General features: G+C 43.3%; 25 protein-coding genes, 1 other RNA gene and 1 pseudogene. 21 read left to right on the top strand and 6 right to left on the bottom strand.

The window, feature by feature from the left end; all coding sequences use genetic code 11:
* Positions 1-37: 37 nt before the first annotated feature.
* Both THEIN_RS06340 and THEIN_RS06345 read right to left on the bottom strand, forming a co-directional pair.
* Positions 38-1,219: a SufB/SufD family protein gene (locus THEIN_RS06340; RefSeq protein ID WP_013907855.1), complete on the bottom strand. Its 1,182-nt coding sequence runs from the start codon at positions 1,217-1,219 to the stop codon at positions 38-40.
* The gene (locus THEIN_RS06345; RefSeq protein ID WP_013907856.1) at positions 1,183-1,947 is read right to left on the bottom strand and encodes an ABC transporter ATP-binding protein; all 765 of its coding nucleotides are present in this window, start codon (positions 1,945-1,947) and stop codon (positions 1,183-1,185) included. The genes THEIN_RS06340 and THEIN_RS06345 overlap by 37 nt, the downstream gene beginning before the upstream one ends.
* 150 nt (positions 1,948-2,097) lie before the next feature.
* On the opposite strand from THEIN_RS06345, the gene alr reads away from it, so the two are divergent.
* From alr to nrfD (THEIN_RS06400), 11 genes are all read left to right on the top strand, one after another.
* Entirely contained in the window at positions 2,098-3,183 is a 1,086-nt protein-coding gene (gene alr, locus THEIN_RS06350) for an alanine racemase (RefSeq protein ID WP_281054745.1), read from the top strand.
* 9 nt (positions 3,184-3,192) lie between these two features.
* Positions 3,193-3,534, top strand: a complete 342-nt coding sequence (gene tatB / locus THEIN_RS11985) for a Sec-independent protein translocase protein TatB (protein WP_013907858.1) — start codon at positions 3,193-3,195, stop codon at positions 3,532-3,534.
* Positions 3,518-4,231, top strand: a complete 714-nt coding sequence (gene tatC / locus THEIN_RS06360) for a twin-arginine translocase subunit TatC (RefSeq protein WP_013907859.1) — start codon at positions 3,518-3,520, stop codon at positions 4,229-4,231. Before tatB ends, tatC begins: the two co-directional genes overlap by 17 nt.
* 182 nt (positions 4,232-4,413) lie before the next feature.
* Positions 4,414-4,794, top strand: a complete 381-nt coding sequence (locus tag THEIN_RS06365) for a cytochrome c3 family protein (RefSeq protein WP_013907860.1) — start codon at positions 4,414-4,416, stop codon at positions 4,792-4,794.
* 59 nt (positions 4,795-4,853) lie between these two features.
* Positions 4,854-5,624: a 4Fe-4S dicluster domain-containing protein gene (locus THEIN_RS06370; protein WP_013907861.1), complete on the top strand. Its 771-nt coding sequence runs from the start codon at positions 4,854-4,856 to the stop codon at positions 5,622-5,624.
* 16 nt (positions 5,625-5,640) lie between these two features.
* The gene (locus THEIN_RS06375) at positions 5,641-6,036 is read left to right on the top strand and encodes a cytochrome c3 family protein (RefSeq protein ID WP_013907862.1); all 396 of its coding nucleotides are present in this window, start codon (positions 5,641-5,643) and stop codon (positions 6,034-6,036) included.
* Positions 6,037-6,131: 95 nt separating this feature from the next.
* Positions 6,132-8,174 carry a sigma 54-interacting transcriptional regulator gene (locus THEIN_RS06380; RefSeq protein ID WP_013907863.1) on the top strand — a complete coding sequence of 681 codons (2,043 nt, stop codon included), beginning with the start codon at positions 6,132-6,134 and terminating at the stop codon, positions 8,172-8,174.
* A gap of 361 nt (positions 8,175-8,535) precedes the next feature.
* Positions 8,536-8,742 (top strand): hypothetical protein, encoded by a 207-nt coding sequence (locus THEIN_RS06385; protein ID WP_013907864.1) that lies wholly within the window; start codon positions 8,536-8,538, stop codon positions 8,740-8,742.
* Between the two features lie 11 nt (positions 8,743-8,753).
* Positions 8,754-9,944 carry an NrfD/PsrC family molybdoenzyme membrane anchor subunit gene (gene nrfD, locus THEIN_RS06390; protein WP_013907865.1) on the top strand — a complete coding sequence of 397 codons (1,191 nt, stop codon included), beginning with the start codon at positions 8,754-8,756 and terminating at the stop codon, positions 9,942-9,944.
* A 47-nt stretch (positions 9,945-9,991) separates the two neighbouring features.
* Positions 9,992-10,312, top strand: coding sequence for a MerR family transcriptional regulator (locus tag THEIN_RS06395; protein WP_013907866.1), 321 nt, complete (start codon positions 9,992-9,994; stop codon positions 10,310-10,312).
* 274 nt (positions 10,313-10,586) lie between these two features.
* Positions 10,587-11,771, top strand: a complete 1,185-nt coding sequence (gene nrfD / locus THEIN_RS06400; protein ID WP_013907867.1) for an NrfD/PsrC family molybdoenzyme membrane anchor subunit — start codon at positions 10,587-10,589, stop codon at positions 11,769-11,771.
* A gap of 35 nt (positions 11,772-11,806) precedes the next feature.
* On the opposite strand, the gene yihA is transcribed toward nrfD (THEIN_RS06400), so the two are convergent.
* Positions 11,807-12,427: a ribosome biogenesis GTP-binding protein YihA/YsxC gene (gene yihA / locus THEIN_RS06405; RefSeq protein ID WP_245523069.1), complete on the bottom strand. Its 621-nt coding sequence runs from the start codon at positions 12,425-12,427 to the stop codon at positions 11,807-11,809.
* 56 nt (positions 12,428-12,483) lie between these two features.
* Between yihA and THEIN_RS06410 the strand changes: the two genes are divergently transcribed.
* The 3 genes from THEIN_RS06410 to THEIN_RS06420 are packed head-to-tail and all read left to right on the top strand — an operon-like array spanning position 12,484 to position 16,287.
* Positions 12,484-13,344: an AAA family ATPase gene (locus THEIN_RS06410; protein WP_013907869.1), complete on the top strand. Its 861-nt coding sequence runs from the start codon at positions 12,484-12,486 to the stop codon at positions 13,342-13,344.
* 1 nt (position 13,345) lies between these two features.
* Positions 13,346-15,169, top strand: coding sequence for a hypothetical protein (locus THEIN_RS06415; RefSeq protein WP_013907870.1), 1,824 nt, complete (start codon positions 13,346-13,348; stop codon positions 15,167-15,169).
* Between the two features lie 5 nt (positions 15,170-15,174).
* The gene (locus THEIN_RS06420) at positions 15,175-16,287 is read left to right on the top strand and encodes a THUMP domain-containing class I SAM-dependent RNA methyltransferase (protein ID WP_013907871.1); all 1,113 of its coding nucleotides are present in this window, start codon (positions 15,175-15,177) and stop codon (positions 16,285-16,287) included.
* Here the strand turns inward: THEIN_RS06420 and THEIN_RS06425 are convergent.
* Complete coding sequence (locus tag THEIN_RS06425; protein ID WP_013907872.1) at positions 16,265-17,584, bottom strand: MBL fold/beta-CASP domain-containing RNA metallo-hydrolase; 1,320 nt, start codon at positions 17,582-17,584, stop codon at positions 16,265-16,267. The two genes, THEIN_RS06420 and THEIN_RS06425, sit on opposite strands and share 23 nt — an antisense overlap.
* Before the next feature lie 68 nt (positions 17,585-17,652).
* Between THEIN_RS06425 and THEIN_RS06430 the strand changes: the two genes are divergently transcribed.
* The 7 genes and pseudogenes from THEIN_RS06430 to THEIN_RS06455 all read left to right on the top strand — a co-directional run bounded on the left by THEIN_RS06430 (position 17,653) and on the right by THEIN_RS06455 (position 22,620).
* Entirely contained in the window at positions 17,653-18,021 is a 369-nt protein-coding gene (locus THEIN_RS06430; RefSeq protein WP_013907873.1) for a PilZ domain-containing protein, read from the top strand.
* On the top strand, positions 18,021-18,800 hold the full coding sequence (locus tag THEIN_RS06435; protein WP_013907874.1) for a prepilin peptidase: 780 nt from the start codon (positions 18,021-18,023) through the stop codon (positions 18,798-18,800). Before THEIN_RS06430 ends, THEIN_RS06435 begins: the two co-directional genes overlap by 1 nt.
* A 470-nt stretch (positions 18,801-19,270) precedes the next feature.
* Positions 19,271-19,567, top strand: a complete 297-nt coding sequence (gene zapB / locus THEIN_RS06440; RefSeq protein ID WP_013907875.1) for a cell division protein ZapB — start codon at positions 19,271-19,273, stop codon at positions 19,565-19,567.
* A 25-nt stretch (positions 19,568-19,592) separates the two neighbouring features.
* Positions 19,593-19,838 (top strand): annotated as a pseudogene (locus THEIN_RS12540) (cell division protein ZapA); the annotation flags it as partial.
* Positions 19,839-19,861: 23 nt separating this feature from the next.
* Positions 19,862-20,044, top strand: a non-coding RNA gene (ssrS, locus tag THEIN_RS11990) — 6S RNA.
* Between the two features lie 223 nt (positions 20,045-20,267).
* Complete coding sequence (gene rny, locus THEIN_RS06450) at positions 20,268-21,851, top strand: ribonuclease Y (RefSeq protein ID WP_013907877.1); 1,584 nt, start codon at positions 20,268-20,270, stop codon at positions 21,849-21,851.
* On the top strand, positions 21,841-22,620 hold the full coding sequence (locus tag THEIN_RS06455; RefSeq protein ID WP_013907878.1) for a TIGR00282 family metallophosphoesterase: 780 nt from the start codon (positions 21,841-21,843) through the stop codon (positions 22,618-22,620). The genes rny and THEIN_RS06455 overlap by 11 nt, the downstream gene beginning before the upstream one ends.
* Here THEIN_RS06455 and THEIN_RS06460 read toward each other — a convergent pair.
* Both THEIN_RS06460 and THEIN_RS06465 read right to left on the bottom strand, forming a co-directional pair.
* A complete protein-coding gene (locus tag THEIN_RS06460) occupies positions 22,617-23,306 on the bottom strand; it encodes a transcriptional repressor (protein ID WP_013907879.1) in 690 nt (229 codons plus the stop codon). The two genes, THEIN_RS06455 and THEIN_RS06460, sit on opposite strands and share 4 nt — an antisense overlap.
* Positions 23,307-23,711: 405 nt before the next feature.
* Positions 23,712-24,959 (bottom strand): integron integrase, encoded by a 1,248-nt coding sequence (locus tag THEIN_RS06465; RefSeq protein WP_013907880.1) that lies wholly within the window; start codon positions 24,957-24,959, stop codon positions 23,712-23,714.
* Positions 24,960-25,293: the final 334 nt, after the last annotated feature.

A 25,293-nucleotide genomic window follows, 5' to 3' on the forward strand; every position in this document is an offset into this window, starting at 1 on the left:
GATAAAAAGACGGGGCCTACATCTGGCCCCGTCTTGGTTACATACCTTTTTTGGCTTCTTCGATAGTCTTATCAATTTTAGCTTGAAGTTCGTCAGGAAGGCCCTCTATTCTTACGTTTAGGAATCCGCGTACTACCAGGCTGGTAGCTTCTTCTTCATCAAGGCCGCGGGCCATAAGATACTCAATCTCTTCGCGAGCAATTTTCCCAACAGCGGCCTCGTGAGACATGTCCACGTTAGACACATGGGCCTCAAGCTCTGGAATGGCTAAGATGTAGCCCTTATCTGTCAACATTAGCCCCTGGCACTCAAGGTGGGCCTTAATATCCTGGGCTTTGCCGATCAAATGGCCGCGGGCAATAACTTCTCCACCATAACAAACTGTACGGGAGATAATCTCGGCCCTGGTCTCTGGGGCTTCTAAAATGACCCTTGAGCCCAGGTCAAGGTGAGACTTTTCAGGGGCGGCAATAATAGAACTAAATTGCCCTATAGCTCCACGCCCCTTTAAACGGCAGGTAGGATATGATTGCACAGAACCAACTTTATCAAGAGAAACATAAGTAGAAATCATTACTCCGCCTTCTTCCACCCAGATACCAGTGCGAGGACGTACGTGGACGTTTTCTCCCCACTCGTGAATCATGGTATAACTGAATTTGGCATTCTTTTTTACATAAAACTCGGAGACCCCGATATGGAGACCTGAAGTTACGTGAGGATTAGTGGTACAGCCGGTTATAACATGAAATTCAGCTCCTTCTTCTACGATAACAATATTGTGTACTCGCTGAGCTACTTTGTCGGTACGAATATATAGGCAGGTCTGTAGGGGGTAGATGACTTTTTCACCAGGCATAACCCGAATAAAGTAGCCATTATCAAGGTCTTCGGCGGTAATTTTAGTAAATTCATCTTTGTCTGGCGAAACGGCCTTCCAGAGATAATTTTCGCGAAGCCAGTCATATTTTTTAAGGGCTTCGGTAATAGGTAAAAGTTCTACGCCTTTGGGCACACAGTTACAGGAAACTACTCCGCAATCAGCTTGGACAAAAAGCCCCAGTTTTTCTCTGGCTTCAATATCAATCCCTACCTCTTTGAGGCGCGCCACTTCATCTTGAGAAAGTTCATCTAAAGATTTAGGCGCTTCTATTTTTTTAGCCGGTATAAAATCTTCTAAATTTAGGCGTTCAGTTGGGTTTCCATTCTTTTCAGACATTTTAGACACTCCTCATAACCATGTTTTTGTATTCCCTCAAAAATTTCCTGAGGATTACCCTGGCAATAAATCTTGCCGTCTAGCATAACGTAGCCCCGATCAGCCGGGACGTATTGGAGGATAAAACCCGTGTGGGTAATGATCAGGCCGCTTTTTTTCCTCGGCCGGTGGGTTTCCTTTTCCAGCAAGCGCCGGATCATGCGACCAATAACCTCTATATTTTCCACATCAACGCCAGATTCAGGCTCATCAATTAAGGCCAAATCTGGATTTTGGACCAGGAGCTGTAAAAGTTCGCTTTTTTTCAATTCTCCCCCCGAAAAACCCAGATTTACCTCACGGTCTAAAAATTTTTCAAAACCGAACTCCTGGGCCAGCTCCTGGATGCGGTAGCCGTTTTCTTTGGCACAAAGTTCAAGGAGTTCACGCAACTTGACTCCTTTAATACTGGGTGGACGCTGAAACATAATACCTATACCTCGCCTGGCTCTCTCGTAAGGAGGAAGGTCAGTTACGTCCTCGCCTTTAAAAATTATCTTCCCATGACGTACCTGGTACTGAGGAAAACCCATAATAGTCATGAGCAGGGAGGTCTTCCCGGATCCGTTGCGGCCGAAAAGAATATGGGTTTCACCTACCGGGATGGTCAAACTGACCCCTTTAAGAACTTCTCTCCCTTCTACCTCTACCCAAAGGTCATCAATTTCAAGCATTGGTTTTTGTGCCATAACCAACCACCTTGTAAAATTTCTTAATTTCCTACCTTTTTAGTATAGTAATAATTTTAACTCTTTACCGCAAGTAGTAAATGCATAAATATGAGTAATCAAGTAAAAAAATTTTAGGAGGCTCATATTCGCTGGTCTTTCTGGCTTGAAATTAATCTCTCAGCCCTTAGGTCTAATTTGAAAAGGCTTAAAAGCCTTGTCAAACCTGAGGTGGGTTTTCTTCCGGTGATTAAGAGTGAAGCCTACGGCCACGGGCTTTTACCAGTAGCCAGAACCCTGGCTTCAGAAGGTATTTACGGCTTTGGCCTCTCCGACTTAGATGAGGCCTTACGCTTACGAGAAGCAGGCCTAGCCCTGCCCATAATTTTACTAAGTGGTTTTGAGGCTCCTTGGCTTCCAGAAATAGCCAGGCTAAAAATTATTCCCGCGGTAGTTGACTTGCACCAATTAAACCTTCTGGCCTCTTTCTCGCGCAAAACAAATAAGACCTTTTCTCTTCATCTAAAACTCGATACGGGCATGGGGCGGCTGGGTTTGTCACCAGAAGAATTAGAAAAGGCCATTGAGATACTTCAAGAAAATCCCCAGCTGCGTTTAGAAGGGCTTATGTCTCATCTGGCGTGCGCTGAAGAACCAGAAAAAGAAATCACCCGGGCCCAAAAAAAGACCTTTGCCGAGTGCATAAAAAAACTTAAAATTTTGGGGATTAAGCCGCGATTCTTTCATTTAGCTAACTCAGCGGCTCTAATACTCGATAAATCTACTCACTATAACCTGGTTAGGCCGGGGCTTGCTCTTTACGGAGCCTATCCGTGTGAACCGCAAGCCACACCGATAAAATTACAACCAGTAATGACGGCCAAAGCCCAGGTTTTGAGTGTGAAAAAATTAAAAGCTGGTCAGGGCACAGGCTATGGCCCCATTTTCACCGCTCCTCAGGAAATGAGAGTAGCTTTCGTACCGGTAGGCTACGCCGACGGGTATTTGCGCAGTTTAAGCAACCGCGGTTTTGCCTGGATAAAAGAAAAAAGGGTTCCGCTTGTGGGAGCCGTTTCCATGCGGGTTATAGCGTTTGATGTAACAGGACTTAACGTTTCTCCGGGAGATGAGATGATATTACTCGGTGGTCCCCAAAAAGAAGTACCTGCTGAAGAATTGGCTTCTCGCGCAGGAACTATTCCTTATGAGTTGTTTTGTCTCTTAGGAAGGGGTAGTTTTAGAATCTATCTCGATTGAGGACGGACTATGTTTGGTATAGGTTTTCCTGAACTAATAGTTATTTTTGTGGTAGCCCTAATTGTTTTGGGACCTGAGCGCTTGCCAGAGGCTGCACGCTCGGTAGCCAAGGTCTTTCTTGAATTTCGTAAAGCTGCTGATGAATTAAAAAAAGAACTCGGGGCCGATGAACTAGAAGAAAGTAAGGCCGAAATAGAAAAAGTGAAACGAGAATTACTAGAAAAAGTCTATACACCTCTTGAACCAGACCCTTTCAATTCCTTAACCAAGCAGAAAACGAAAGAACAAGAAGCTCCTTCAACTTCAAAAATCTTGGAAAAAGACAAAGTAGAAAATGGCTCAAAGGACTAAAATAACCTTCTTAACTCATTTTGAAGAATTAAGACGGCGTATATTGTTTTTTTTGAGTTTTCTTTTTTTCGCCTGGATTGTTCTTTTTAGCCAATTTCACCGTTTAACAGCTTTATTTCTCTGGCCTTATGAGAGGGCTTTCCCTGATCAAAAACTAGGCTTAGTTTTTACTTCTTTGCCAGAAGCCATTATGGCCGCATTAAAAAGCACCTTTTTCATGGCCTTAGCCATTTCTATTCCTTTTTTTGTCTTCCAGGCTTGGCGCTTCCTTTCCCCAGCTCTTTTCCCTCATGAGAAAAAATTTTTTTCAAAAACACTCTTTTTAGGAGCTATTTTTTGCTTGGCGTCTTTAGCCTTCACTTATTTCATCGTATTTCCGGCGTTTTTAAAATTTGTATTGGGTCTAGGTTATACTCATTTCACCCCTCTTTTAAGAATTCAAAGCTACCTGGCCTTCCTGGGTAAAGGTCTTCTTTTTGCCGCTATTCTTTCCCAAATACCTCTCTTTACTGCGCTCCTGGTAAAAGTGGGCGTTTTGCCTGCTTATGGTGGCAAAAGACGTGTCCTTTATCTCTTGGGAGTGGCCTATGCTTTGGGGCTTTTTCTTTCCCCGGGAGATATTGTAGCCCAGATTATAATTGCTAGCTGTTTTTATCTTTTGTTAGAAAGTGGATATTTATTATCCAAAATTTTTTAAGAATTTAACAGCTATAATCAAAAGTTTTTAAAATTTTGTTAAAGAAAGTAAATTTTTTGTAACTACAAAAATCCAAGCCTTATTTTTACGGAAAAAGAGCTTTTTCGGTCCAAAATGCTTTTTGACGGCTAATAAAAATCAAATTAAGCTGCAACAACAAAAAAGAATAAGAGGAGGTTTCTATGAAAAAGGTATGGGTAGGAATTTTGGGTTTAATAGTAGGATTAGCTTTTTACGGTTACGCTATTTCTGGTGATAATGGTCCAGAGGTTATCACTTTTGAAGGCGGGAAAAAGGGAACAGTAACTTTTCATCATTTAAAACATCAAAAAGATTACGGAATCAAATGTGGTGAATGCCACCATGGAAAAGATCATAGCCCTTACAAAGAAGGTATGAAAATCCAAAAGTGCAGCGAATGTCACAATAAAGACATGGCCAATAAAAAACTAAATAGCGTTAAAAAAGCTATGCACAAAAATTGTAAAGGCTGTCATAAACAGGTTAAGGACAAACATCCCAACGCTCCCACCAAATGTAAAGAATGCCACATAAAGAAATAGGGGCTAAAAAAGGCGGATTTAAATCCGCCTTTTTTAGAGTTTTTTAGAGGAGATGAGTTATGGATCTCAAAAAATTTGGAAAGTGGTTAGCTTCTTTAAAAAACGAAGGAGTTGATACGATTCCTTTGGCAGAACGGCGGTCCTTTCTAAAAATGGGCCTTAAGGTCACAGGAGTTTTTGCCGGAGGCACTATCCTTTCTTTAGTATCTAAACTTAATAATGCTAAGGCTATTCCTCCAGCTTATGTGGGAACTTTCCCTTACAAACCACATTACGCCATGGTGCTCATAACCGACCGTTGTGTTGATTGCGAACTCTGTATGGAAGCCTGTGTGCGCACCAATCATGTTCCCCCCTATGGGTGGCGCACCCGTATTTTTGAAAGAAAATTAAAGGGCCCAGAGGGCTATGTGCGCCAATTCATGCCCGTTCTTTGTAACCAGTGTAATATTCCCCCTTGCGTGAGAGTTTGCCCCACTAAAGCTACTGTAAAAGATCCTAAAACCGGAATAGTAAAAATGATTCCCAAAAAATGTATTGGTTGTAAAACCTGCATGACGGCATGTCCTTACAATATGCGCTATTTTAACGAAGAGAGACGAGCAGTTGATAAATGTGATTTTTGCTGGGAATCAAGGCTTTCTAAGGGAGACAAAATTACCGCCTGTGCTGAGGCCTGCCCTGCAGGGGTGCGTATATTTGGAGACCTTACTGACCCCAAAAGTAAAGTTTATCAAATAGTCTATGATCCTGCCCGTGTAATTTGGGTTTTGCGGCCGGAAACAGGAGCCAAGCCCAACGTGTTTTACACCATTGAGGGCTTAGGATAAATTCTAGGAGGCTTATATGAAACGCTGTTTTTTATTGTCCATTCCTCTAATACTTTTATGTTGTTTTTTTATCAGCAAACCTCTTTGGGGACAGGAAGACGAAGATGAGTATCCTCAAGAACCCATAATTTTTACCAAACCGGTAAAGGCCGTTATTTTTGACCATAAATTTCATGTGGAAGAAGCTGGCCTTAGCTGTGAAGACTGCCATGACGATGTTTTCGAAATGGCCACAGGTACCGCTGAAGAAAACGAAGACTTTAACATGGAGGCCCTGTATAACGGTAAATACTGCGGTGCCTGTCACGACGGAGAAAGTGCTTTTGCCTCGGACAAAAAATGCACCACCTGCCATATCGGAGTCCTTGGCTGGCAACGCTTACAACGCCAAGAAAAGAAAGTTTCTCACTAAAAAAGAGGAGAGAAAAACTCTCCTCTTCCCCCTATTTACACCTCTTACATTTTTTGGTTCAATTATTTTAAATAAAATTAATTCAACTCGGATATATGGAACAATCTTTCAATTCAGAAATACTAGCTAACCTTTTGGATATTATCCAAGAAGGTATCATTATAACTGACAAAGAATATCGTATTGTTTATATAAATACCACTGCTGAAAAGTTATTAAAAATTAAAAAAGAAGAAGCTTTGGGAGCATATTGTTATGATGTGCTAAAAAAAATAATTGATAAAACTATTTGCAACTGCTTAAAAGAAAAAATACAAACAGGAAGAGAAATAATACAAGTACCTATTTATTTACAGAATATCGAAGAAACTTTTGTCTATATCAGTATATTCTTACCTTCTTCTAAAGAATTCTGCATAATTTCATTGAACCATGGTTTTCCATTCACATTATCTGATACAATATTAAACAATTTTAACGAAGCTCTTTTAGTAGTAAATCGAAATTATCAGATAATTTATTTTAACAAAAAAGCTGAAATACTAACCGGATTTAGTGTAGAAGAAGCTTTAGGAAAGAGTTGTCATGAAATATTAAAATCGACTATTTGCCAAAATAATTGCATAATTAAAGAAAGTTTTGAAAAGAAAAATGTCATCAAAAAATCTGGTATATTTTTAACTAAAAAAGACATGTCTTCATTTCCTGCCGAAATTATAGCAAGCCCACTATTTATAGGAGAAAAATTGCTGGGTGGTTTAGAAATATTTAAAGATATAACTTTTGAAGTCCAAATACAAACAATCTTAGAAAGTATAGGAGATGGAGTCTTTTCAGTAGATAAACATTTCAAAATCACATCATACAATCAGGCGCTTGAAAAAATTACAGGCTACACAGCTAAAGAAGCTTTGGGAAAACCTTGCTATGAAATTTTCAAAAGTAGTTTATGCGAAAGCGGATGTCCTGTAGCAAGGGTGATAAAAGAAAACAAGAAACTATCCAATAAGCAAGCTTACTTTATTCATAAAACCGGAAGAAAAGTTCCCGTTTCTATTACGGTATCTCCCGTTAAAGATTCTCAGGGAAGACTAATAGGAGCTGTGGAAACGGTAAGAGACCTTAGCGAAATATCTATTCTACGCAAAGAGCTTACTAAGACCTACAAACTTTGCGATATAATTTCAAAAAGCCCTTTAATAGATAGAATTTTCAAGGTATTACCCGATATAGCTGAAAGTGAAAGCACCGTTCTTATTACGGGAGAATCAGGCACGGGAAAAGATATTTTTGCCAGGGCTATTCATGAGTTATCTCCCCGGAAAAATGGTCCCTTTGTGGCGGTTAACTGTGCCGCTATTCCTGATACTCTTCTTGAAAGTGAATTGTTCGGCTATAAAGCTGGAGCTTTTACCGATGCCAAGAAAGACAAGCCTGGCCGTTTTGCACTAGCCGATGGCGGTACACTTTTTTTGGACGAAATAGGAGAAATCCCTCTCTCCTTACAGGCCAAACTGTTGAGAGCTATTGAAACCAAGGAATATGAACCTCTCGGGGCTTCCAAGCCGGAAAAGGCAGACGTGCGCATAATAGCCGCTACTAATCAAGATCTCGAAATACTAGTAAAAGAAGGTCGCTTTAGACAGGATCTTTTTTACCGGATAAATGTAGTTAGACTTCATCTTCCACCCCTCAGGGAAAGACGTGAGGATATTCCCCTTTTAATTGAACATTTCATCAAAAAATTTAGGGCCAGTAAAGGCAAAGAAATAGTAGGTATTTCTGAAGACGCTTTGAAAATTCTGATGAGCTATGATTTTCCCGGAAATGTTAGAGAACTGGAAAACATTATTGAGTATTGTTTCATTGTTTGCAAAGAAGGCCTCATCTATCCAGAACATTTGCCAGATTATATTGAAAAGAAAAAAGAAATTATATGGCCGAGCGAACATCAAACATTAGTGTCCACCCCCAAAACCCTGGAAGAAATAGAAAAAGAAGCCATTCTTCAAGCCTTAAGACGTAACAAGTGGCGCAAGATGGCCACTTGCCGCGAATTAGGCATTTCTAAAGACACCCTCCGCCGAAAGCTTAAAAAATATGGCCTCCAAGACAATGGGCGCAAAATAAGCCCATAAAACTTCCTGAATAAAATAATTTATAAAATTTAATAAAAATATCCATTGTCAAGAATAGATAAAAACGGGCTTATTTTGCGCCCAATTCGTATTGTCTGGGCTTATTTTGCGCCTAAAATTTCTCCTCTATACTACTTCAAATTTCCTTATATTTAATATCATTTTTCCTGAAAACATTAATTTCCAATAGTTTCAACCTTTTAAATGTCAACTTGGCATGACAAATGCATTATCCAAAAAGTGAAAATAGACATTGATAGAAAAAGTTAAATAGAGAAACGCAAAAGAAAAAATAAATAAGAGTTTACAAAACGTAATAAACAAAATTTTTAAAACATAAAAGCCTAAAGGAGCCAAAGCCATGAAAAGCATTCAAGCCCTAAAACCACACTTTTTAAAAAAGAACACGGCCTTGAGTGAAGTTCAAGAAGGATGGTGCTGGGCAGAAGGAATACTTGGAGCCTTTTGTTTTTTAATGTTCCTGGCGTTAGGGCCTTTTGCCGCTATACCAGCTTTTTTTGCCACCTTTTCTATTCCCAAATGGATTGAAGAAGAAAAACACAAATAAGGAGGTTTGTTATGGCTGAGACCAAGGTAGAAACCTTAAAACCTTTTCAGGTTGATCTATCGTTCGCCAAGCCACGTATCACTATTTTAACCTTTATTTTCCTATTTTTAACTTTAGTTGGGGTAGCTGCGGGAATTTACGGCTTAATTGTTGGGCATCATCACATTTGCAACACTACTCGTGAAATCCCGTGGGGAATTCTAATTTCTGGTTACATTTATTTTGCCATAATGTCCACCGGGCTCTGTATTCTCTCTGTCCTGGGGCATCTTTTTGGAGGCACTTCACTTCTGCCGCTTTCAAACAGATCTCTCTATTTGTCTATTTTTGCTATTTTAGCGGCTTTTTTAATTATCGGGCTAGAATTGGAAAATCCTTGGCGTATGTTTTGGATGGCTATAACCCCTAATCCTACCTCTAACATCATGTGGATGGGTGCCCTCTACGGTGCGTGTGTGGCTTTCATGTTACTTGAATTCGTTTTAATTCTTTCTAAGCGTTTTGCCCTGGCCTTTGCTCTGGGCTTATTGGGCGCTTTAACGGAAATAGCCGCCAATACCAATCTTGGTGCTGTTTTTGCCCTCATTTCTGCCAGGCCCTTCTGGTATGGTGCGCAGTTGCCCATTTACTTTATAACTTCTGCTCTTATGACCGGTGCCGCGGCTTTGATTTTCTTTAACTACATTGCCTATGAAGTGCGTCAGAAACCTATGGACGAGGCCATGCAAAAAGCTAGCTCAGCCGCTGCCAAAGTCCTTCTTCTTTTCCTTATAGCTGTTTCTCTGGCTACTATCTGGCGATTTCTCGCTATTTTTACCGGTGGCTCTGACGAAGGTCGTCTGGCAGCCAAAGCCCTCTTGAGTGGACCTCTGGCTTTTAATTTCTGGTTCTTTGAAATCGCTCTAGGCCTGGTCTTTCCCATAATAATTCTGGTATTTGGTGGACTCAGAAATATCCACGCTATGTTTTTGGCCTCACTAATAACTTTGATAGGGGCCTTTTTCCAGAGATATGATTTAGTAATTGGAGGCCAGATTGTTCATCCTTATTACGGCTTATTTGAAGATATTCCCAGGTACTTGAGCTACTCCCCCTCTATCTTTGAATTATTGATGCTTGTGGGTGGAGCTAGCCTTTTGATTACTGGTTTCTTGCTTGGAGAACGCTATTTTGCCGGGGTTTTCGAAAGTAGAGAACACTAAAATTCAAAGAGGGGCTTTGCCCCTCTTTGAAATAAAGGAGGTCAAAAATGAAAAAGAATGAAGCTATCTTTTCTATAGGTGTAGCCGCCAAAATATTGGAAGTGCACCCCAGAACTTTACGTATTTATGAAAAAGAAGGTTTGATCAGGCCGGTTCGCCGGGGAAGCAGACGCTACTATTCCATGGATAATATTCAATGGATTAATTGCTTGCGTAAAATGATTCACGAAAAAGGGTTGAATCTAGCAGGAGTGAAGGAACTTCTTAAATATGCCCCCTGTTGGAGCATCGTAGGCTGCCCCCCAGAGGTGAGGAACAGATGCACGGCTTATCTTTCAGTCGTGAGAAAAGACGAAACAGAACAATAGATTTTAAAATTTTTACTTCTTAAACACAGAAAAATTTGCCCCTTTTGCCCTCCGAGGTATTGGTTTGTAAATAGTAATTTACAAGTTTTTTTGACAATAAGAGTTGTCAAAAATTCCTGCCATTTGTTGATATACTTTTCTGACATTTCAATTTCAATCTTTTCCTATTTTATTATTTTTCACTATAACTTGACATAGACACTTATATTTTTTTATAAAAAGCTTTAAAAAATTTGTACTTAAATATCAAAATTTTTAAACCTAGGAGGGCATTATGGCGGAAACAAGAGAGGCAGTAATTGGAAGAGAACTGGTCATTATCCCCAGCAAAACAAACATCTGGCTGGCTTTGCTCTTTGGCCTTCTTTTCGCGGTAGGCACTGCGGTTGGTATTTATAGTTTCATTGCTGGCCATGAACATGTTTATGGTATAACTAGAGAGGTCCCCTGGGGGATACTTATTTCTACTTACGTGTTTTTTGTAGTCACCTCCACCGGTCTCTGTTTAACTTCTTCTATAGGCCATGTCTTCGGACTTGAGAGTTTGATGCCTATTGCCAGCCGTAGCGTGTTTTTAGCCATCGCTACTATTATCGCTGGCTTTGCGGTAATTGCTTTTGAGTTGGAAAATCCCTGGCGTATGGCCATTTATAACATTATTTCTCCTAACCCTACGTCTAACATTTGGTGGATGGGAACCCTTTACGGCGCTTACCTATTTTTTATGTTAGTGGAATTTGCTTTACTAAAACTGGGACACCATCGCAAAGCCGGTTTGGCTGGTTTGATGGGAGTTATTGCTGGTGTGGCGGCACACAGTAACCTGGGAGCGGTTTTTGGCCTGGTTAACGCTAAAGAGTTCTGGCATGGTCCTTACATGCCCATTTATTTTATTGCTTCGGCCATGATGAGTGGTGGAGCGGCGATTATATTTTTTACCTGGCTGGCCTACAAAGTTAATGGCTGGCAAATGGAACCCAAAATGGAAAAAGCCCTTCAAGTTACAGGGAAAATTTATGCTTTATTGTTAGCCATTGTAATGTTTTTTACTACCTGGAAAATTCTGGCGGGCCTTGCTGGACATCCTCCGGGAAAATATGAAGCTACTATGGCCTTGATTGCTGGTCCATTTGCCTTTAATTTCTGGTTCTTTGAAGTTGGCCTCGGTCTAGTATTGCCTTTTATCGTCATTCTTGCCGTTAAAGCTAGAAATATTCCAGCTATGGCCATTGTTTCTGGAGTGGCTCTTTTGGCCATCTTTGTGATGCGCTATGATTTAGTCGTCTTGGGGCAACTTATTCCGCATTACCATGGTCTCCAAATTGTAGATATGCCTCACTTCTATTCTTATAGCCCCACTTTCTTAGAGTGGCTGGTAGTTCTCGGTGGATTTGGCCTGTTTGGCATGCTTTTCTTTATGGGAGAACGTATTTTTAAAGGCCACCTAGACGAACACTAAATATCGCTCGGGCACGCCTTTGGCGTGCCCCTTAATCACTCAGCTAAGCTTTCCCAGATTTTTTGTTTTATCGGCTCAAGCCCTTCCCGAGTTTTACATGAACAAAGAAACACTTGAGATTCTTCCAAAGAAAGTTTTTCTAGATAGCGTCTTTTAAGTTTGGGAAGATCTGTCTTTTTGGCTCGGTCTATTTTGTTTAGCACCACGATAAAATTACGACCAAGGCTTTTTACATAGTCAATCAGCATAAAATCCAACTCATCAGGCTCACGCCGAATATCAAAAATTAAAACCAAAAGCTTGGTCAACCGGGGTGAAGAAAGATAAGTCTCTATAAGTTTTTTCCACTGGGCCCGCATTTTGGGAGGCACTTTAGCAAAACCAAAACCAGGTAAATCAACTACCCAGAACCGATGATCCACCCGGTAAAAGTTGATGGCCTTAGTAAACCCTGGCGTAGAAGATACTCTGGCAAGCCTTTTTTGCCCCAGAAAAGCATTTATCAAAGAAGACTTGCCTACATTTGACCGCCCTAAAAAAGCCACTTCTGGCAGTTTGGGGACAGTCAAATCTTCAGGCTTAAAAGCACTCTTTTCAAATTTCACCTGTTTTATCTTGGGCTTCATGTCTTCTCCTACAGATGAAGCTATCTTCAAATAAGGTATAATTGATTATAATCAAGTCAGCCAAAAATTTTTAAAAGGTGATAGATATGGAAACTTGGGTAATTGACGGTGTAACCCTTCACTTAGCGCACCCTGATGAATTGAACTTGATTTGTGTAGGCCAGGAAGATGTTATCAAGCAGGTGCTCGCCGCCTGGATGATTATTGACGAAAAAGACCTGCCTCTTAATCCCCGCTTGGTAGGAAAACCGGGCGTGGGGAAAACCACCATAGCTTACGCCGCGGCTAAAAGGCTTGGCCAAGAAGTTTATATCTTTCAGGCCACGGTTGATACTCGCCCTGAAGACTTGCTTATTACCCCGGTAATCTCTGATGAAGGTCGCATTCGCTATATGGCAAGCCCCATTGTCACCGCTATGATAAAAGGCGGTGTCGCCATTATTGACGAAGCCAACCGCATGAGTGAAAAAAGCTGGGCCTCGCTAGCCCCACTTCTTGACTCGCGCCGTTACGTAGAATCCATTGTGGCGGGTATCAAAATAAAGGCCCATCCAGACTTCCGCATTTGCGTCACCATGAATGAAGATGCCTCTACTTTTGAAGTGCCAGAATATATCCATTCCAGGCTTCAGCCCCAAATCTACGTTGATTTTCCAGAAGCCGAAGAGGAATATGAAATGCTCAGGGCCAATCTCCCCTTTGCCGATGAAGAAATACTTCATTACGTAGTTTCCTTTTTGCAGCTAGCGCACCGGGCCGGAGAAACTTTTTCCGTAAGAGACGGGGTAAACATTGCCCGTTACGCCTTAAAACGCCTGGCCGGGCCGGACAAAGGGGCAGATAAAAAAGAAATCCTAAAAGAAGCTATTTCCCAAACATTGGGGCAAACGGCTTTAATCTTTTGGCCGGATAACAGGAAAGAAGGCCCTCGTTTAAGACCCGTGTAATATGAAAAAACATGAGCTTCCCAGGGCCCAAATAGGGTCAAGCGAAATAATTTTTTTACCGGTTTTGCATGGCAAACTTGAGTTTGCCCAGGTGGTAAGAAATTATCTACTAGATATAAAACCTGAAGCCGTAGCCGTAGAGTATCCAGAAACACTTGCGGAAAAGATTTTGCGCGGCGTAAAGAGACTTCCCCTTCTTTCAGTAGTCTCCTATCAGGAAAAAGACGGCACCACAGTTTATCTCCTGGTAGAACCTGTTGAGCCCTTGATAGAAGCCGTGCGCACGGGCCTTGAGATCGGCTCTAAAGTTCACTTTGTAGATCTTGACCTTGACGGCTACCAAGGCCACAAAGAAGTCTTCCCGGATTCTTACGCTGTTTCCCGCCTGGGCTATGAAAAATTTCTTGAAGAGGCTCTTAAAGTTGACTATCCCAAAGACCCTCTTGATATTCACCGGGAGAAAACCATTGCTTACAGGCTCAAGCAATTGGCTAAGCGTTTTCGGTCTATTGTTTTTGTGGGAGGGCTTGCCCACGTAAACGCCATAAAAGAGTTTTTAAAAGAAGAACTTGCCCAGCCTTTGGCTAGACGCAAACGCGAAGGAGTTTCTCTCTTTCACCTCGACCAGGCTTCAAGTCGAGAAGTGCTTTCAGAAATTGGTTATTTCCAGGGAATTTACGAAAAAGAACGCACCAAGCAGCTGACTTTAGACCGGCTGGAGTTACAGCAACGGCTCCTGGAAGAAGCCCTTTCTCAGCACGAAGAGAAAAACAAAGAAGTTGTTCCGCCAAGGCACTTAAAAATTTTAAATCAATTTGCCAGAAACTACGCTCTTACCGAAGGCCGCCTGACCCCTGACTTTTATCAACTTCTGGTAGCGGCCCGCGGCAGTGTTAATGATGACTTTGCCTGGGAGCTATGGGAAATTGGAACCCGATATCCTTTCCAAACAGAAAATCCAGAAATCTGCCCTATCAGGATAAACCTTGATGACCTCTTTAAGCCGCACAAAAAACTAAAGTTTTTCCGCAAGCTAAAACCTCTTCGCCGTAAACGCCTGGTTCCAGTTAAAAAAAGGCCCCTGGAAAAAAGGCCCGGCCAATGGAAAGAGTCCTGGAAAGGCATAAATATTTGTTCCTTCCCCCCTGAAGACATTGTAGTAGAAGGCTTTGGGCGTTACGTGATGAAAAAGGCTCTAAGGGTTCTGGCCGAAGACCTAAGGCGTGTTGAGCCTTTTACTTCTTCTTTAAAAGACGGTATAGACCTCAGAGAAACAATAAGAAATTGGTATGAAGGACGCCTTTATGTGCGGGAAGAAAGACCAATTACCGGGAAGGTAGGCTCTGTGGTGGTTATCTTTGATGAAGACGAAGCCCCTGACGGAAAAGAACGCTACCCGTGGAAAATTACCTGGCACGGTGAGCACGATCAAGAATCAGATATGGCTTTTTACGCCACCCGAGCCGGTGAGGTGGTCGTAGGGCCAGGGATTTCTCGTTGTCATTACGGCGGTTTCATGCTCACTTATCCGCCAATGCGGGTTTATGACATCTGGAGTGATCCGATTTTTGATTTTGCCCGCGGTAAGGCCGAGCGCTTACTTATAGCGGCCATAGATTATTCCCTTGAAAAATACGTGGTTTATATTGCCAAAAAGCCTCCTTCTTCGCTGGCCAAACGATTTGCTACCCATCAGGGGAAAAAGGTTATTTATCTGCCTATTGGGCAGTTTTCGCCAGCCCTGATAAAAAAAATACAGACTTTTCATGTGCTAGAAGGCCATAAGGTGCGCCTTTACGCCCACAAGTACATTGAAGGCGAGTAAAAATCTTGTCTTCACAAAGCCTTTACGACATTTTGGCCGGTTGTTCTCCAGGATTAGAAGGAGTCCTGTCAAGTGAGCTCTCTTTTTTAGGAGTTGAAGGAAAAATCATTCCTGGAGGGGTTTCTTTTAAAGGCACTTTAGGAGATCTTTACCTTGCTAACCTGTGGCTACGTACAGCTAGCCGTATACTCCTAAAAATTGGAAGTTTTAAGGCCCTACACTTTAAAGAACTGGTAGAAAAGGCCTCTCGTTTCCCCTGGGAAATATATTTCTCCGAGGCTAAGGCCGTAAAAATCAGGGTTACCTGCCGTCGTTCAAAACTTTATCATTCCCAGGCAGTGGCCGAACGTTTAATCAAAGCCATTTCCTTAAGGCTTGGAAGAGAATTGACGCTAACCAGAGAAGAAGCAGCTCCTTTATTGGTAGTGCGCCTTTTTAAAGACGAAGTCCTTATAAGGATCGACTCTTCTGGTGGAGATCTCTTTAAACGTGGTTATAAAGTGGCCAAAGGTCCGGCACCTCTGCGAGAAAACCTGGCCGCTGCCCTGGTCTTGCTCTCTGGCTGGGATAAAAAAACTCCTTTTCTTGACCCCTTTTGCGGGACAGGCACCATCGTAATTGAGGCGGCTATGCTTGCGGCCAATCTTGCTCCGGGGCTTAACCGTAGTTTTTCTTTTGAAAACTGGCGGAATTTTAAGGCTGAGCTTTGGCAGGAGCTAAAAGAAAAGGCCCAAAAAGCGATCACACCTCCGAGCGGATTAATTTTGGGTACAGACTGGAGTGAAAAAGCCATCTCCGCCTCACAGGAAAATGCCAGAGCAGCCCAGGTAGCTCCCTGGGTCAAGTTTGAAAAGGTGGAAATATCTCGCTTAAAACCGCCGGCTACCGAAGGCTTTCTCGTAACTAATCCGCCTTTTGGAGAAAGATTAAAAGAAGGTTTTGTCCCTCTTAAAAAGCTTTCAGATCTTTTCAGGAAAGGATTTTCTCCGTGGGATTTAACCATGATCTATCCCCGAAAAAGATTGCCTGTGTTCTTTCCTTTTTGTTTAAAAAGCATAGCCTTCTTTGACCATGGTGGGCAGAGGGTCTTTGTGTTTAAAAAACAAATTTACGATTAAGGCTTGGGGCCTCAACGGTGAGATCATATCTTTCACGGATGGCTTTTAAAAGCTTGCCCCGAGCCGCAGGCTCTCCGTGGGTTAAGAAGACCCGTTTGGGCTTTTCCTGAAAATTACCAAGCCAGGAGAGCAATTCACTGTGGTCAGCGTGAGCAGAGAAGGCTTCAATCCTGAAAATGCGGGCCCGATTTTCTACGGTTGTGTGATCAAGTTTTACTCTTGGTAAACGCTCAAGAATAGCCCGACCAGGAGTGCCTTTGGCCTGGTAGCCAACAAAAACAACAAAGGTCTTGCGAGACGAAAGATGTCTTTTTAGGTGCTCTACGATGCGGCCTCCGGTTACCATACCCGAGCCGGCAATTACTACATAGGGTGGCTTAAGTTCGTCAATACGTCGTGAGGCCTCGCGTGAGATCGCTGAAAAAAGCAGCGGAAAAGAAAAAATCCTGTCTCCTCTGGCCAATCTATCTAGGGCTTCCTCATCGTAGAGTTCAGTGTGGCGGGCATAGACCTTGGTAACTTTAAGGGCCATAGGGCTATCAACGATAACGGGTAAAGGCTTTATTTCGCCGTCTTCTACGAGCTCATTAAAAAAATAGAGAAGCTCCTGGGTTCGCCCAATGGCAAAGGAGGGAATAAAAACCCTGGCCCTTAATTTTTGAGCCAGCTCAACTATGGCTTTGAGTTGTCTTTTGGCCAAAGAAAAGGGAGGATGGTGTCTCCCGCCGTAAGTAGATTCCATGATTACATAGTCAGCCTCTTTGATGGGAGTAGGATCTCTGATGATAGGAGTTCCTTGCCGACCAATGTCACCTGAAAAAACAAACTTTTTCCCTTCACACCAGAGCTCTACATTAGCGGCTCCTAAAATGTGCCCGGCATCCTGAAAGCGGAAATGTATATCGCCAGGAATATCTACCATTTCTCCGTAAGTGAAAGCCCAGCAAAGTTCTTGAACTTTTTCTGGTAAATTACGTAGGCCTATATGTGGTTCTAAATGAAGGCGGTCATTTAGAACAATATCAAGAAGTTCTATGGTGGGCTTGGTGGTAAGTATTTCACCGCGAAAGCCGTCACGCACAAGTTCAAGAAGCCTTCCTGAGTGGTCGAGATGGGCGTGGGTTAAAATAACGTAGTCAATGTCTTTAGGCGAAAACGGAAAGGACTCGTTAAAAGAAATAAAGTCTTCCTCCTGATAAAGGCCGCAATCAATAAGAATTTTTTTGCCTTTGCTTTCAAGCAAGTAAGAACTGCCGGTAACCGAGCCGCAGGCGCCAACAAAAGTTAAACTACCCATGGATTTTCCTTTATTTTGTTATTATTTAGGCATATCATAAGATAAAAACACCCGTAAAGGAGTTTTCTATGTTTTTAGTAGATAGACGCCGAAGCCCTAGATACTGCTGCCAGCTGCCAGTTTATATTGATGAAAAAAATCTTTCCCTTTTTCTTTGTGATTTATCCTTAACAGGTTGCTTTATAGAAACACTACCTAAAAATCTTATCCCTATAGGAGAAAAAGTAACCCTTATTCTTTCTTTGCCTTGCGTTGGCCCTATCCCTATAGACGGGATAATAAGACATCACGGAACGCCTGAAAGAGTTGGTATGGGGATAGAATTTCTTAGTTTCCACGATGGCCTTCACCGGGTTTACGCTAAGTTTGTAAAAATTTTACCTATCCTTGAAGAAGCCCGTAATCTTTATCGGGAAATAGCCGATAAAGATTATTAATGCTAGAAACAACAGTTGTAGAAATTTTGGCCGTTTTTATCTTCGGAGCCCTGGTGGGAAGCTTTCTGAATGTTTGTGCCTACCGGCTCCCTAAAGAAGAATCAGTTATCAGGCCTGGTTCTCGTTGTCCTCACTGCAAGTCCCCTATCAAGTGGTATGATAACATCCCCATCTTGAGTTTTCTCTGGTTGCGAGGACGCTGCCGAAATTGTGGTGGCCAAATATCTTGGCGTTATCCCTTAGTGGAATTGATTACGGCCCTTCTTTCCGTAGCTGTATATCTTCGTTTTGGCTTAACTCCGGCTTACCTGGGGTTTTTCTTTCTGGTAGCGGCTCTGTGGGTAGCAAGTCTTATTGACCTGGAACACCAGATAATCCCCGATGAGATAAGCCTTATAGGTATTTTGGTCGGGTTGGCTTTTTCCCTTTACAATCCGCTTACAACTCCTACGGACGCTTTGCTTGGTGCTCTTTGTGGAGCTGGAGGGTTATATCTTCTTGCCGAATTCTATTACTTTTTCACCAAACGAGAGGGCCTTGGCGGAGGAGACCTTAAACTCCTGGCCATGATAGGCGCTTTTCTCGGTGTAAAAAGCTTAATACCTGTAGTATTCCTGGCCTCGTTGGTAGGAGCCGTAATAGGGATTGCCCTAGCCCTATGGCAAAAAGCCAAAGATAAACGCACTTTTGCCATTCCCTTTGGGCCCTTTCTTTCCTTAGGGGCTGTGGTGTACTTGTTCTTTGCTCCTTATTTGAAACCTTTCTTCCCCTGGCTATAGGTAATTTTTACACGGTAATTGTGAGCCCCCAACGGTGCCGTGGCGATCTCGATCCGCAAGACTGCTTCGCCTGTCCCGAGCGCCAGCGAAGGGATCTCACTTCGTGCCTCCTCGCATTGACAAGAAGGGGCCATTGTGAGCGACCTAGGAACGAAGCAATCTCTGACGGCGTTTACATCCCACAGAAAAAAAGTTTCTTCTTGTTCGGGTTTAAAAATTTGGCCAGCGGATTATATACAATTAGAGACTTTGCAAAGTTTAAAAAACATAGATAGATTGCCACGGCGACTATGTCGCCTCGCGAGAGAGATTGCTTCGCTGCTGGGTGCAGTCTCGCAATGACTCTTTTAAGATGTTACTGTGAGCCCTTTCCAGTTTGTCACTGCGAGCCCTTATGGGCGAAGCAGTCTCTTAAGTATGGCATTTTGCAAAGATCTCACAATTAAAAAGTCTAAAAATAGGAGGCCAGCATGGGTGTAGAAGAAATAGCCCTTCTTGAAGAAAAGATCGAAGCCTTAATTGGCTATATTCAAAAGCTTACTGAAGAAAAAAAATCTTTGCTTGAAAAGCTATCTCAAAAAGATAGTGAAATAGAAACTTTGAAAGCCGAACTTTCTCGCCTCCAAGAGGAACGCTCATTGGTAAAAAATAAAGTAGGCGAAATTCTCCAAAAAATTGAACAGCTAGGCCTAGAAGGACAGAGTGCTTCTCCCTCTGAGTTACCTTTGGATATGTCCGGGGAGGGCTCATCTTCTCCTGGATTTTAAAGGAAAAATTTATGAGGGTTGAGGGTTGGAAAGAATCGTTGAGATAAAACTTTTAGACCAGGTTTTTGCCTTTAAGACCGATCTTCCTGAAGAAATGGTAGAGGAGATCAGGGAAATTATTTCTGAAAAAGAAAATGAAATTCGGAAAAAGTATCATCTTTTGCCACCACTTAAAGTGGCTGTTCTTCTCCTCTTACAAATTTCTTCAGAATATGTAAAAATAAAAAAGGAGCACGAAGAACTTAAAGAGGCCTTGTTAAAAAAGGCCTCGGAATTAGACGAATATTTGAAAGAGGTTCCCTGGGGTGCGCGTGATTAACCAATTAGCCCGCCGAGCCAACAGCGAGACCAGGGGGAGGCTCCTCTCCTTCCGGAGGTATGCTCCGCTTTGGCGGAGAAACCGCAAGGAAGGACGAGCCGCCCACTTAAAAGTGAGGGTCTCGTGCGGGCCGGTTAACACGGCACCCTGGGGTTTAAATTTATCCCCGTAAGGGTTTTTTACCGTCAGGCGGACGGTGAAGGGAATAAAACTTAAGGCCTTTATAAGGCCTGAAAATATAAACTTTGATTATAGCTCTGGAGGATTCTTTAGGTTTTTAAGCCTTAAAGAAGGGCGTCTGTAACATTATTCTAGAGCAAGGCTTTCCTTTCACTGCCCGCCTTGCCCCTTGCGGGGTAATCACCAAAGAAGGAGGTATTTATGGAACTGGTATTAGTGGTGATTGCCCTGGCCATAGGTATTGGTGCGGGCATCCCGCTCGGTATAAAACTCAAAGAAAAGAAAGACAGGGAAAGGCTGGCCTCAGTTGAGGAAAAAGCCAAAGAGTTGCTTGATAAGGCCAAAGAGGAAGCCGAGCGCCTGAGGCAGGAAGCCAAAATTGAAGCCCGCGAAGAGGCTTACCGTTACAAAGAAAAGATAGACCAGGAATACGAAGAAAGACAGCGTAAACTAGCCGAACAGGAAAAGCGCCTTTTAGAACAGGAAAGCCGGCTCTCAGAAAAGGAAAGTAGCCTTGAGCGCCGAAGCGAACAAATTGAACGCCGTGCTGAAGAACTTGACCGCAAAGAAAAGGCTCTAAAACAGCATGAAGTCGAACTTGAACAGGAAAAGCAAAAGATAAAAGCCCTGGCTGAAGCGCAACAAAAAGAACTTGAAAAAATTGCCCAGCTAACTCACGAAGAGGCCAAAGAAATTGTTTTGAAGAAAGCCGAAGAAGAAGCCAGAGAAGAAGCCGCTCGCATGCTTGTACGCATAGAAACTGAGGCCAAAGAAGAGGCGAATCGCCGAGCCAGAGAAATTTTAGCCCTAGCCATATCCCGTTGTGCTACGGAGATGGTCACCGAAAAAGCCGTTTCAGTAGTGCCTCTTCCCAGCGAAGACATGAAGGGCCGCATAATTGGCCGTGAAGGCCGAAATATTAGAGCCCTTGAAGCCGCCACCGGCGTTGACCTTATTATTGACGACACACCCGAAGTAGTAGTGCTTTCAGGTTTTAACCCGCTTCGTCGCGAAGTGGCCCGCATTGCCCTTGAACGGCTTATCTCTGACGGCCGCATTCACCCGGCCCGTATTGAAGAAGTGGTCAAAAAAGTTGAAGAAGAGCTTGATGTGACCATCAAGGAGATAGGAGAGCGAGCGGCCTTTGACGTAGGTGTCTATGGTCTTTCTCCCGAACTTTTACGTCTGCTCGGCAAACTCAAGTATCGTACCAGTTATTCCCAGAATGTCTTGCAACACTCCATTGAAGTGGCCTATTTGTGCGGCGTCATGGCTGGGGAGCTAGGCCTGGATGTGAAAAAGGCTAAAAGGGCCGGTCTTCTTCACGACATAGGTAAAGCCGTTGACCAGGAGATGGAAGGCCCACACGCCCTCATCGGCGCTGAGCTTGCCAAAAAATACGGCGAGGACGAAGAAATCGTTAACGCTATTGCCGCTCACCACGAAGACGTGCCGCCGGAATCAATCCTGGCTATCCTGGTGCAGGCCGCTGATGCTGTCTCTGGAGCACGACCTGGGGCCAGAAAAGAACTGCTTGAGTCTTACATCAAGCGTCTAGAAACCCTTGAAAAAGTAGCCACGTCTTTTCCGGGGGTGCAAAAGGCTTACGCCATACAGGCCGGCCGCGAAATTCGTGTAATTGTTGATAGCCACAAAATAGGAGACGCTGAAGCAGTTCATCTTTCGCGGGATATTGCCAAAAAGATAGAAAAAGAACTTACTTATCCCGGCCAGATAAAAGTTACGGTAATTCGTGAGACGAGAGCGGTAGAATATGCCCGTTAAGGTTCTTTTCGTAGGCGACATAGTTGGTCGGCCGGGGAGAAAAGCCGTAAACAAATTTCTCACCGGTCTGATAAAAGATTTTGCACCAGACTTTGTTATCGGAAACGCCGAAAACGCCGCCGGGGGCTACGGCTTAACCGAGGCCGTAGCCCTTGAGCTATTTAATGCTGGCTTTGATTTGCTAACTTCGGGAAACCACATCTGGCGACGGGAATTTTTGCCTTACCTGGCCAAAGCTGAACGGATCTTGCGCCCGGCCAATTATCCCGCCGGAGCGGTGGGTAAAGGCTATGCTATTATTGAAAAAAACGGGCTTAAACTCGGTGTTATCAACCTGGAAGGTCGGGTTTTTATGCGCAACCTGGAATGTCCTTTCAGAGTTGGCCTGGCTCTTGCCGAAAATTTGAGGGCTCAAACTCCTTATATAATTGTTGATTTTCACGCTGAGGCTACTTCTGAAAAGCTGGCTTTGGGCTGGCATCTTGATGGTAAAGTTTCCGCGGTAATCGGCACCCATACTCACGTGCAAACCGGAGACGAAAGAATCCTTCCGGAGGGAACAGCTTATCTAACAGACGTAGGCATGACGGGGATCCGTGACGGTGTAATTGGTATGCGTCGTGACCAGGCTATAGAAATGTTTTTGACCCAGGTGCCCCGCAAGCTTGAGGTTCCTAAAACAGGCCCTAAGAAACTTGAAGCCGTGTATTTGGAAATAGAAAATACTGGTAAAGCCAGCTTTATAAAGCGCCTTAGGGTTGAAGATTAATCCACCGGAGTGACAAAGATTTTCTGGGCTAGGCCTTGGCCTATGGCCAAGCGTGTTCCGCGTACGTTCACTACAATAGGCCCACAGTTGTTAATAACTTCAAGGACATCTCCCTCTATTAGCCCCATGGAAGCAAGACGTCCCTGGGCCCTTCCGCAACCAGCTAACCGCTCCACTCTCACTTTTTCTCCAGGAGAAACAAGGGCTAAGGGTAAGGAAGGTTTTTTACGACGAGCCTGACATTCACGACAAAGGCCGTAAATTTCCAGGCGGTGGTCTAAAGGCTTAAAGCCGTAAAGACGGGCAATTTCATTCTGAGTTTCTTCAAGCTTGGGAAAATAAAACTCTTCAATCTTTCCACAGTTGGTGCATATTAAGTGATCGTGGTGCTCACCAAGATGGCGATGTTCAAAAACAGGAGGCTTCCCCAAAAATTCTTTACGCTGGGCAAATCCCAGACAACAGAAAAACTTGAGCGCTTCTTCTACTTCTTCCAGGGATACCGAAAAGCCTTTAGCTTTGAGTTTTTCAGCCAGTTTTTCAGAACTTAAGTGCTCGTCGGTTTCAATGAAGGTTTCAAAAATATTTAAGAGCAATTTTTTCTTGTCTAAGGGAAGTTCCTTTAAGAAGCGCCTGAAATCTTCTCTCTCTTTTTCGTGTATGTAATTTTGGGTTTCTTTTGTCATCCTCAACATCCAATTATTTATTCTCAATTATTCTCAATAATGGCTATTATAAAAGATCTTTGCAGAATCTAGAAAATATAAATTGAAATTGCTTCCTTTGTCACGGTGAGCCTTTACCCTCTTGTCACGGTGAGCCCTTTCCTTCTTTGTCACTGCGAGGAGCCGAAGGTGACGAAGCAGTCTCATGAGCCACCAACCATCAGCCATCGACCATCTACCAGTTGCCATTTAGTCACTGCGAGCCCCATTTTTCCCTGTCACTGCGAGCCCGCAAGGGCGAAGCAGTCTCTATAATATAAAAAGAAAAGCTTAAAATTGGTAGCCTCAGAACTTTTCGCCCTTACGGCTTGTACTGAGAGCCTTACTCATTGCGAGCCACGAAGGGCAAAGTAAATCTATGAGCAGTTATCTATCCAGCGGGCTTTGGACTTTTAGTAACTTTTGGCAGGCAAGATGTGTGTAAATCATGGTGGTCTGCACGTGTTTGTGCCCCAGGAGTTTCTGCACGGTGCGAATATGATAACCGGCCTCAAGTAGGTGCGTGGCGAAACTGTGCCGCAGGGAGTGCACGTTGGCTGGTTTTTCTAGGCCTGCTTTTGCCAGCGCTTTTTTAAAAGCACGCTGAACCGAAGTAGGGTAGAGATGATGCCGCCGCACGGTTAGGGTCCGAGGGTCCACGGAAAGTTTGGGTGAAGGAAAGAGCCAGAACCAGGCCCATTCTTTACCTGCGTTTGGATATTTTCGCGCTAGCGCCTCAGGAAGATGAACTCCGGGAAGGTTTTCTTCGCGGTCGAACTCGTAAAGCTGCCGCACTTTTTGTAGATGCTCCCAGAGAGGGTCAACAAGTTTTTCTGGAAGGATAGTAACACGGTCTTTATCTCCCTTCCCGGCCCGGACGATTATCTGCCGTTTTTCAAAGTCCACGTCTTTTGTACGCAGATTTAGAGCTTCGCTTAGGCGCAGCCCTCCGCCATACATCAAACCGGCGATCAAATAGTACGGATAAGGCATGTATTGCAAAACCTGTTCCACCTCTTCTTTTTCGAGCACTACCGGCAGGCGACGCTTCTCCCTGGCCCTGACTGCGTCAATGGCTGCGGTGATGTCCTGCTGCAATACATTTTTATAAAGGAAAACCAGGGCGTTTAGGGCCTGATTTTGGGTGGAGGGGGCTACGCTGCGTTCTACGGCAAGGTGCGTCAGGAAATTCTGAAAATCTCCGGCGGTGAGACGTGCGGGAGCTTTGGAACTTGTGAACTTCTGAAACCTCTCGATCCAGGAGAGATAGGTCTTTTCCGTGCGGTAAGAGAGGTGACGCAGGCGCATGAGTCGGCAAGCTTCTTCTTTAATGTAGGACCAGGCCGCCTGGTCTGGTTTTTCAGGGGAAGAGGTTTGAACCGACGAAATAAAGTAATTGTAGAGCTTTATAGCTTCTTCGGCCTGGGCGACCTGCCATGGTTCATAACGGGTTTCAAGAAATTTTATAAAGCGCTTTCTATTGTTTTCCGATATAGGGGAAAGTTCAGATTTCTTCTGGGCCTTGTTGTGCCAGGAAAGGGCTTTCTTTACCCATGAAACGTAAAAAGGCTTTGCTTTCTCAGAAATAGGAAGTTCGTTCAAATAGTCAGTAAAGTTATGCCAGGAGTTTTTCATAGTAATCAATAGACTAATCGTCTAGCATTATTATGTCAAATTCGTTAACTTTATACGGCTAATTTTGAATAAATTTATTGACAGTTAGTAGCGGATATGGTAACCAAATTTTAATTTGGAGGTGGGAAATAAGAAAATTTCCATATCCACGGCCGCAGGTCAAAAAGGAATGTTAGCTGTAATAAATTAATATGGTGAAGAACTCAAGAACATTAATACAGGGATATATCATTGAATTAATGCGTCATGCTTTTAATGACTATTGCGGTGCAAGGGCATGTTATTTATCTCAATGTTTAAATCCTATGTTTGTATTAGCAGCACAATCTATTGA

The organism is Thermodesulfatator indicus DSM 15286 (assembly GCF_000217795.1).
GTDB classification, from domain to species: Bacteria; Desulfobacterota; Thermodesulfobacteria; order Thermodesulfobacteriales; family Thermodesulfatatoraceae; genus Thermodesulfatator; species Thermodesulfatator indicus.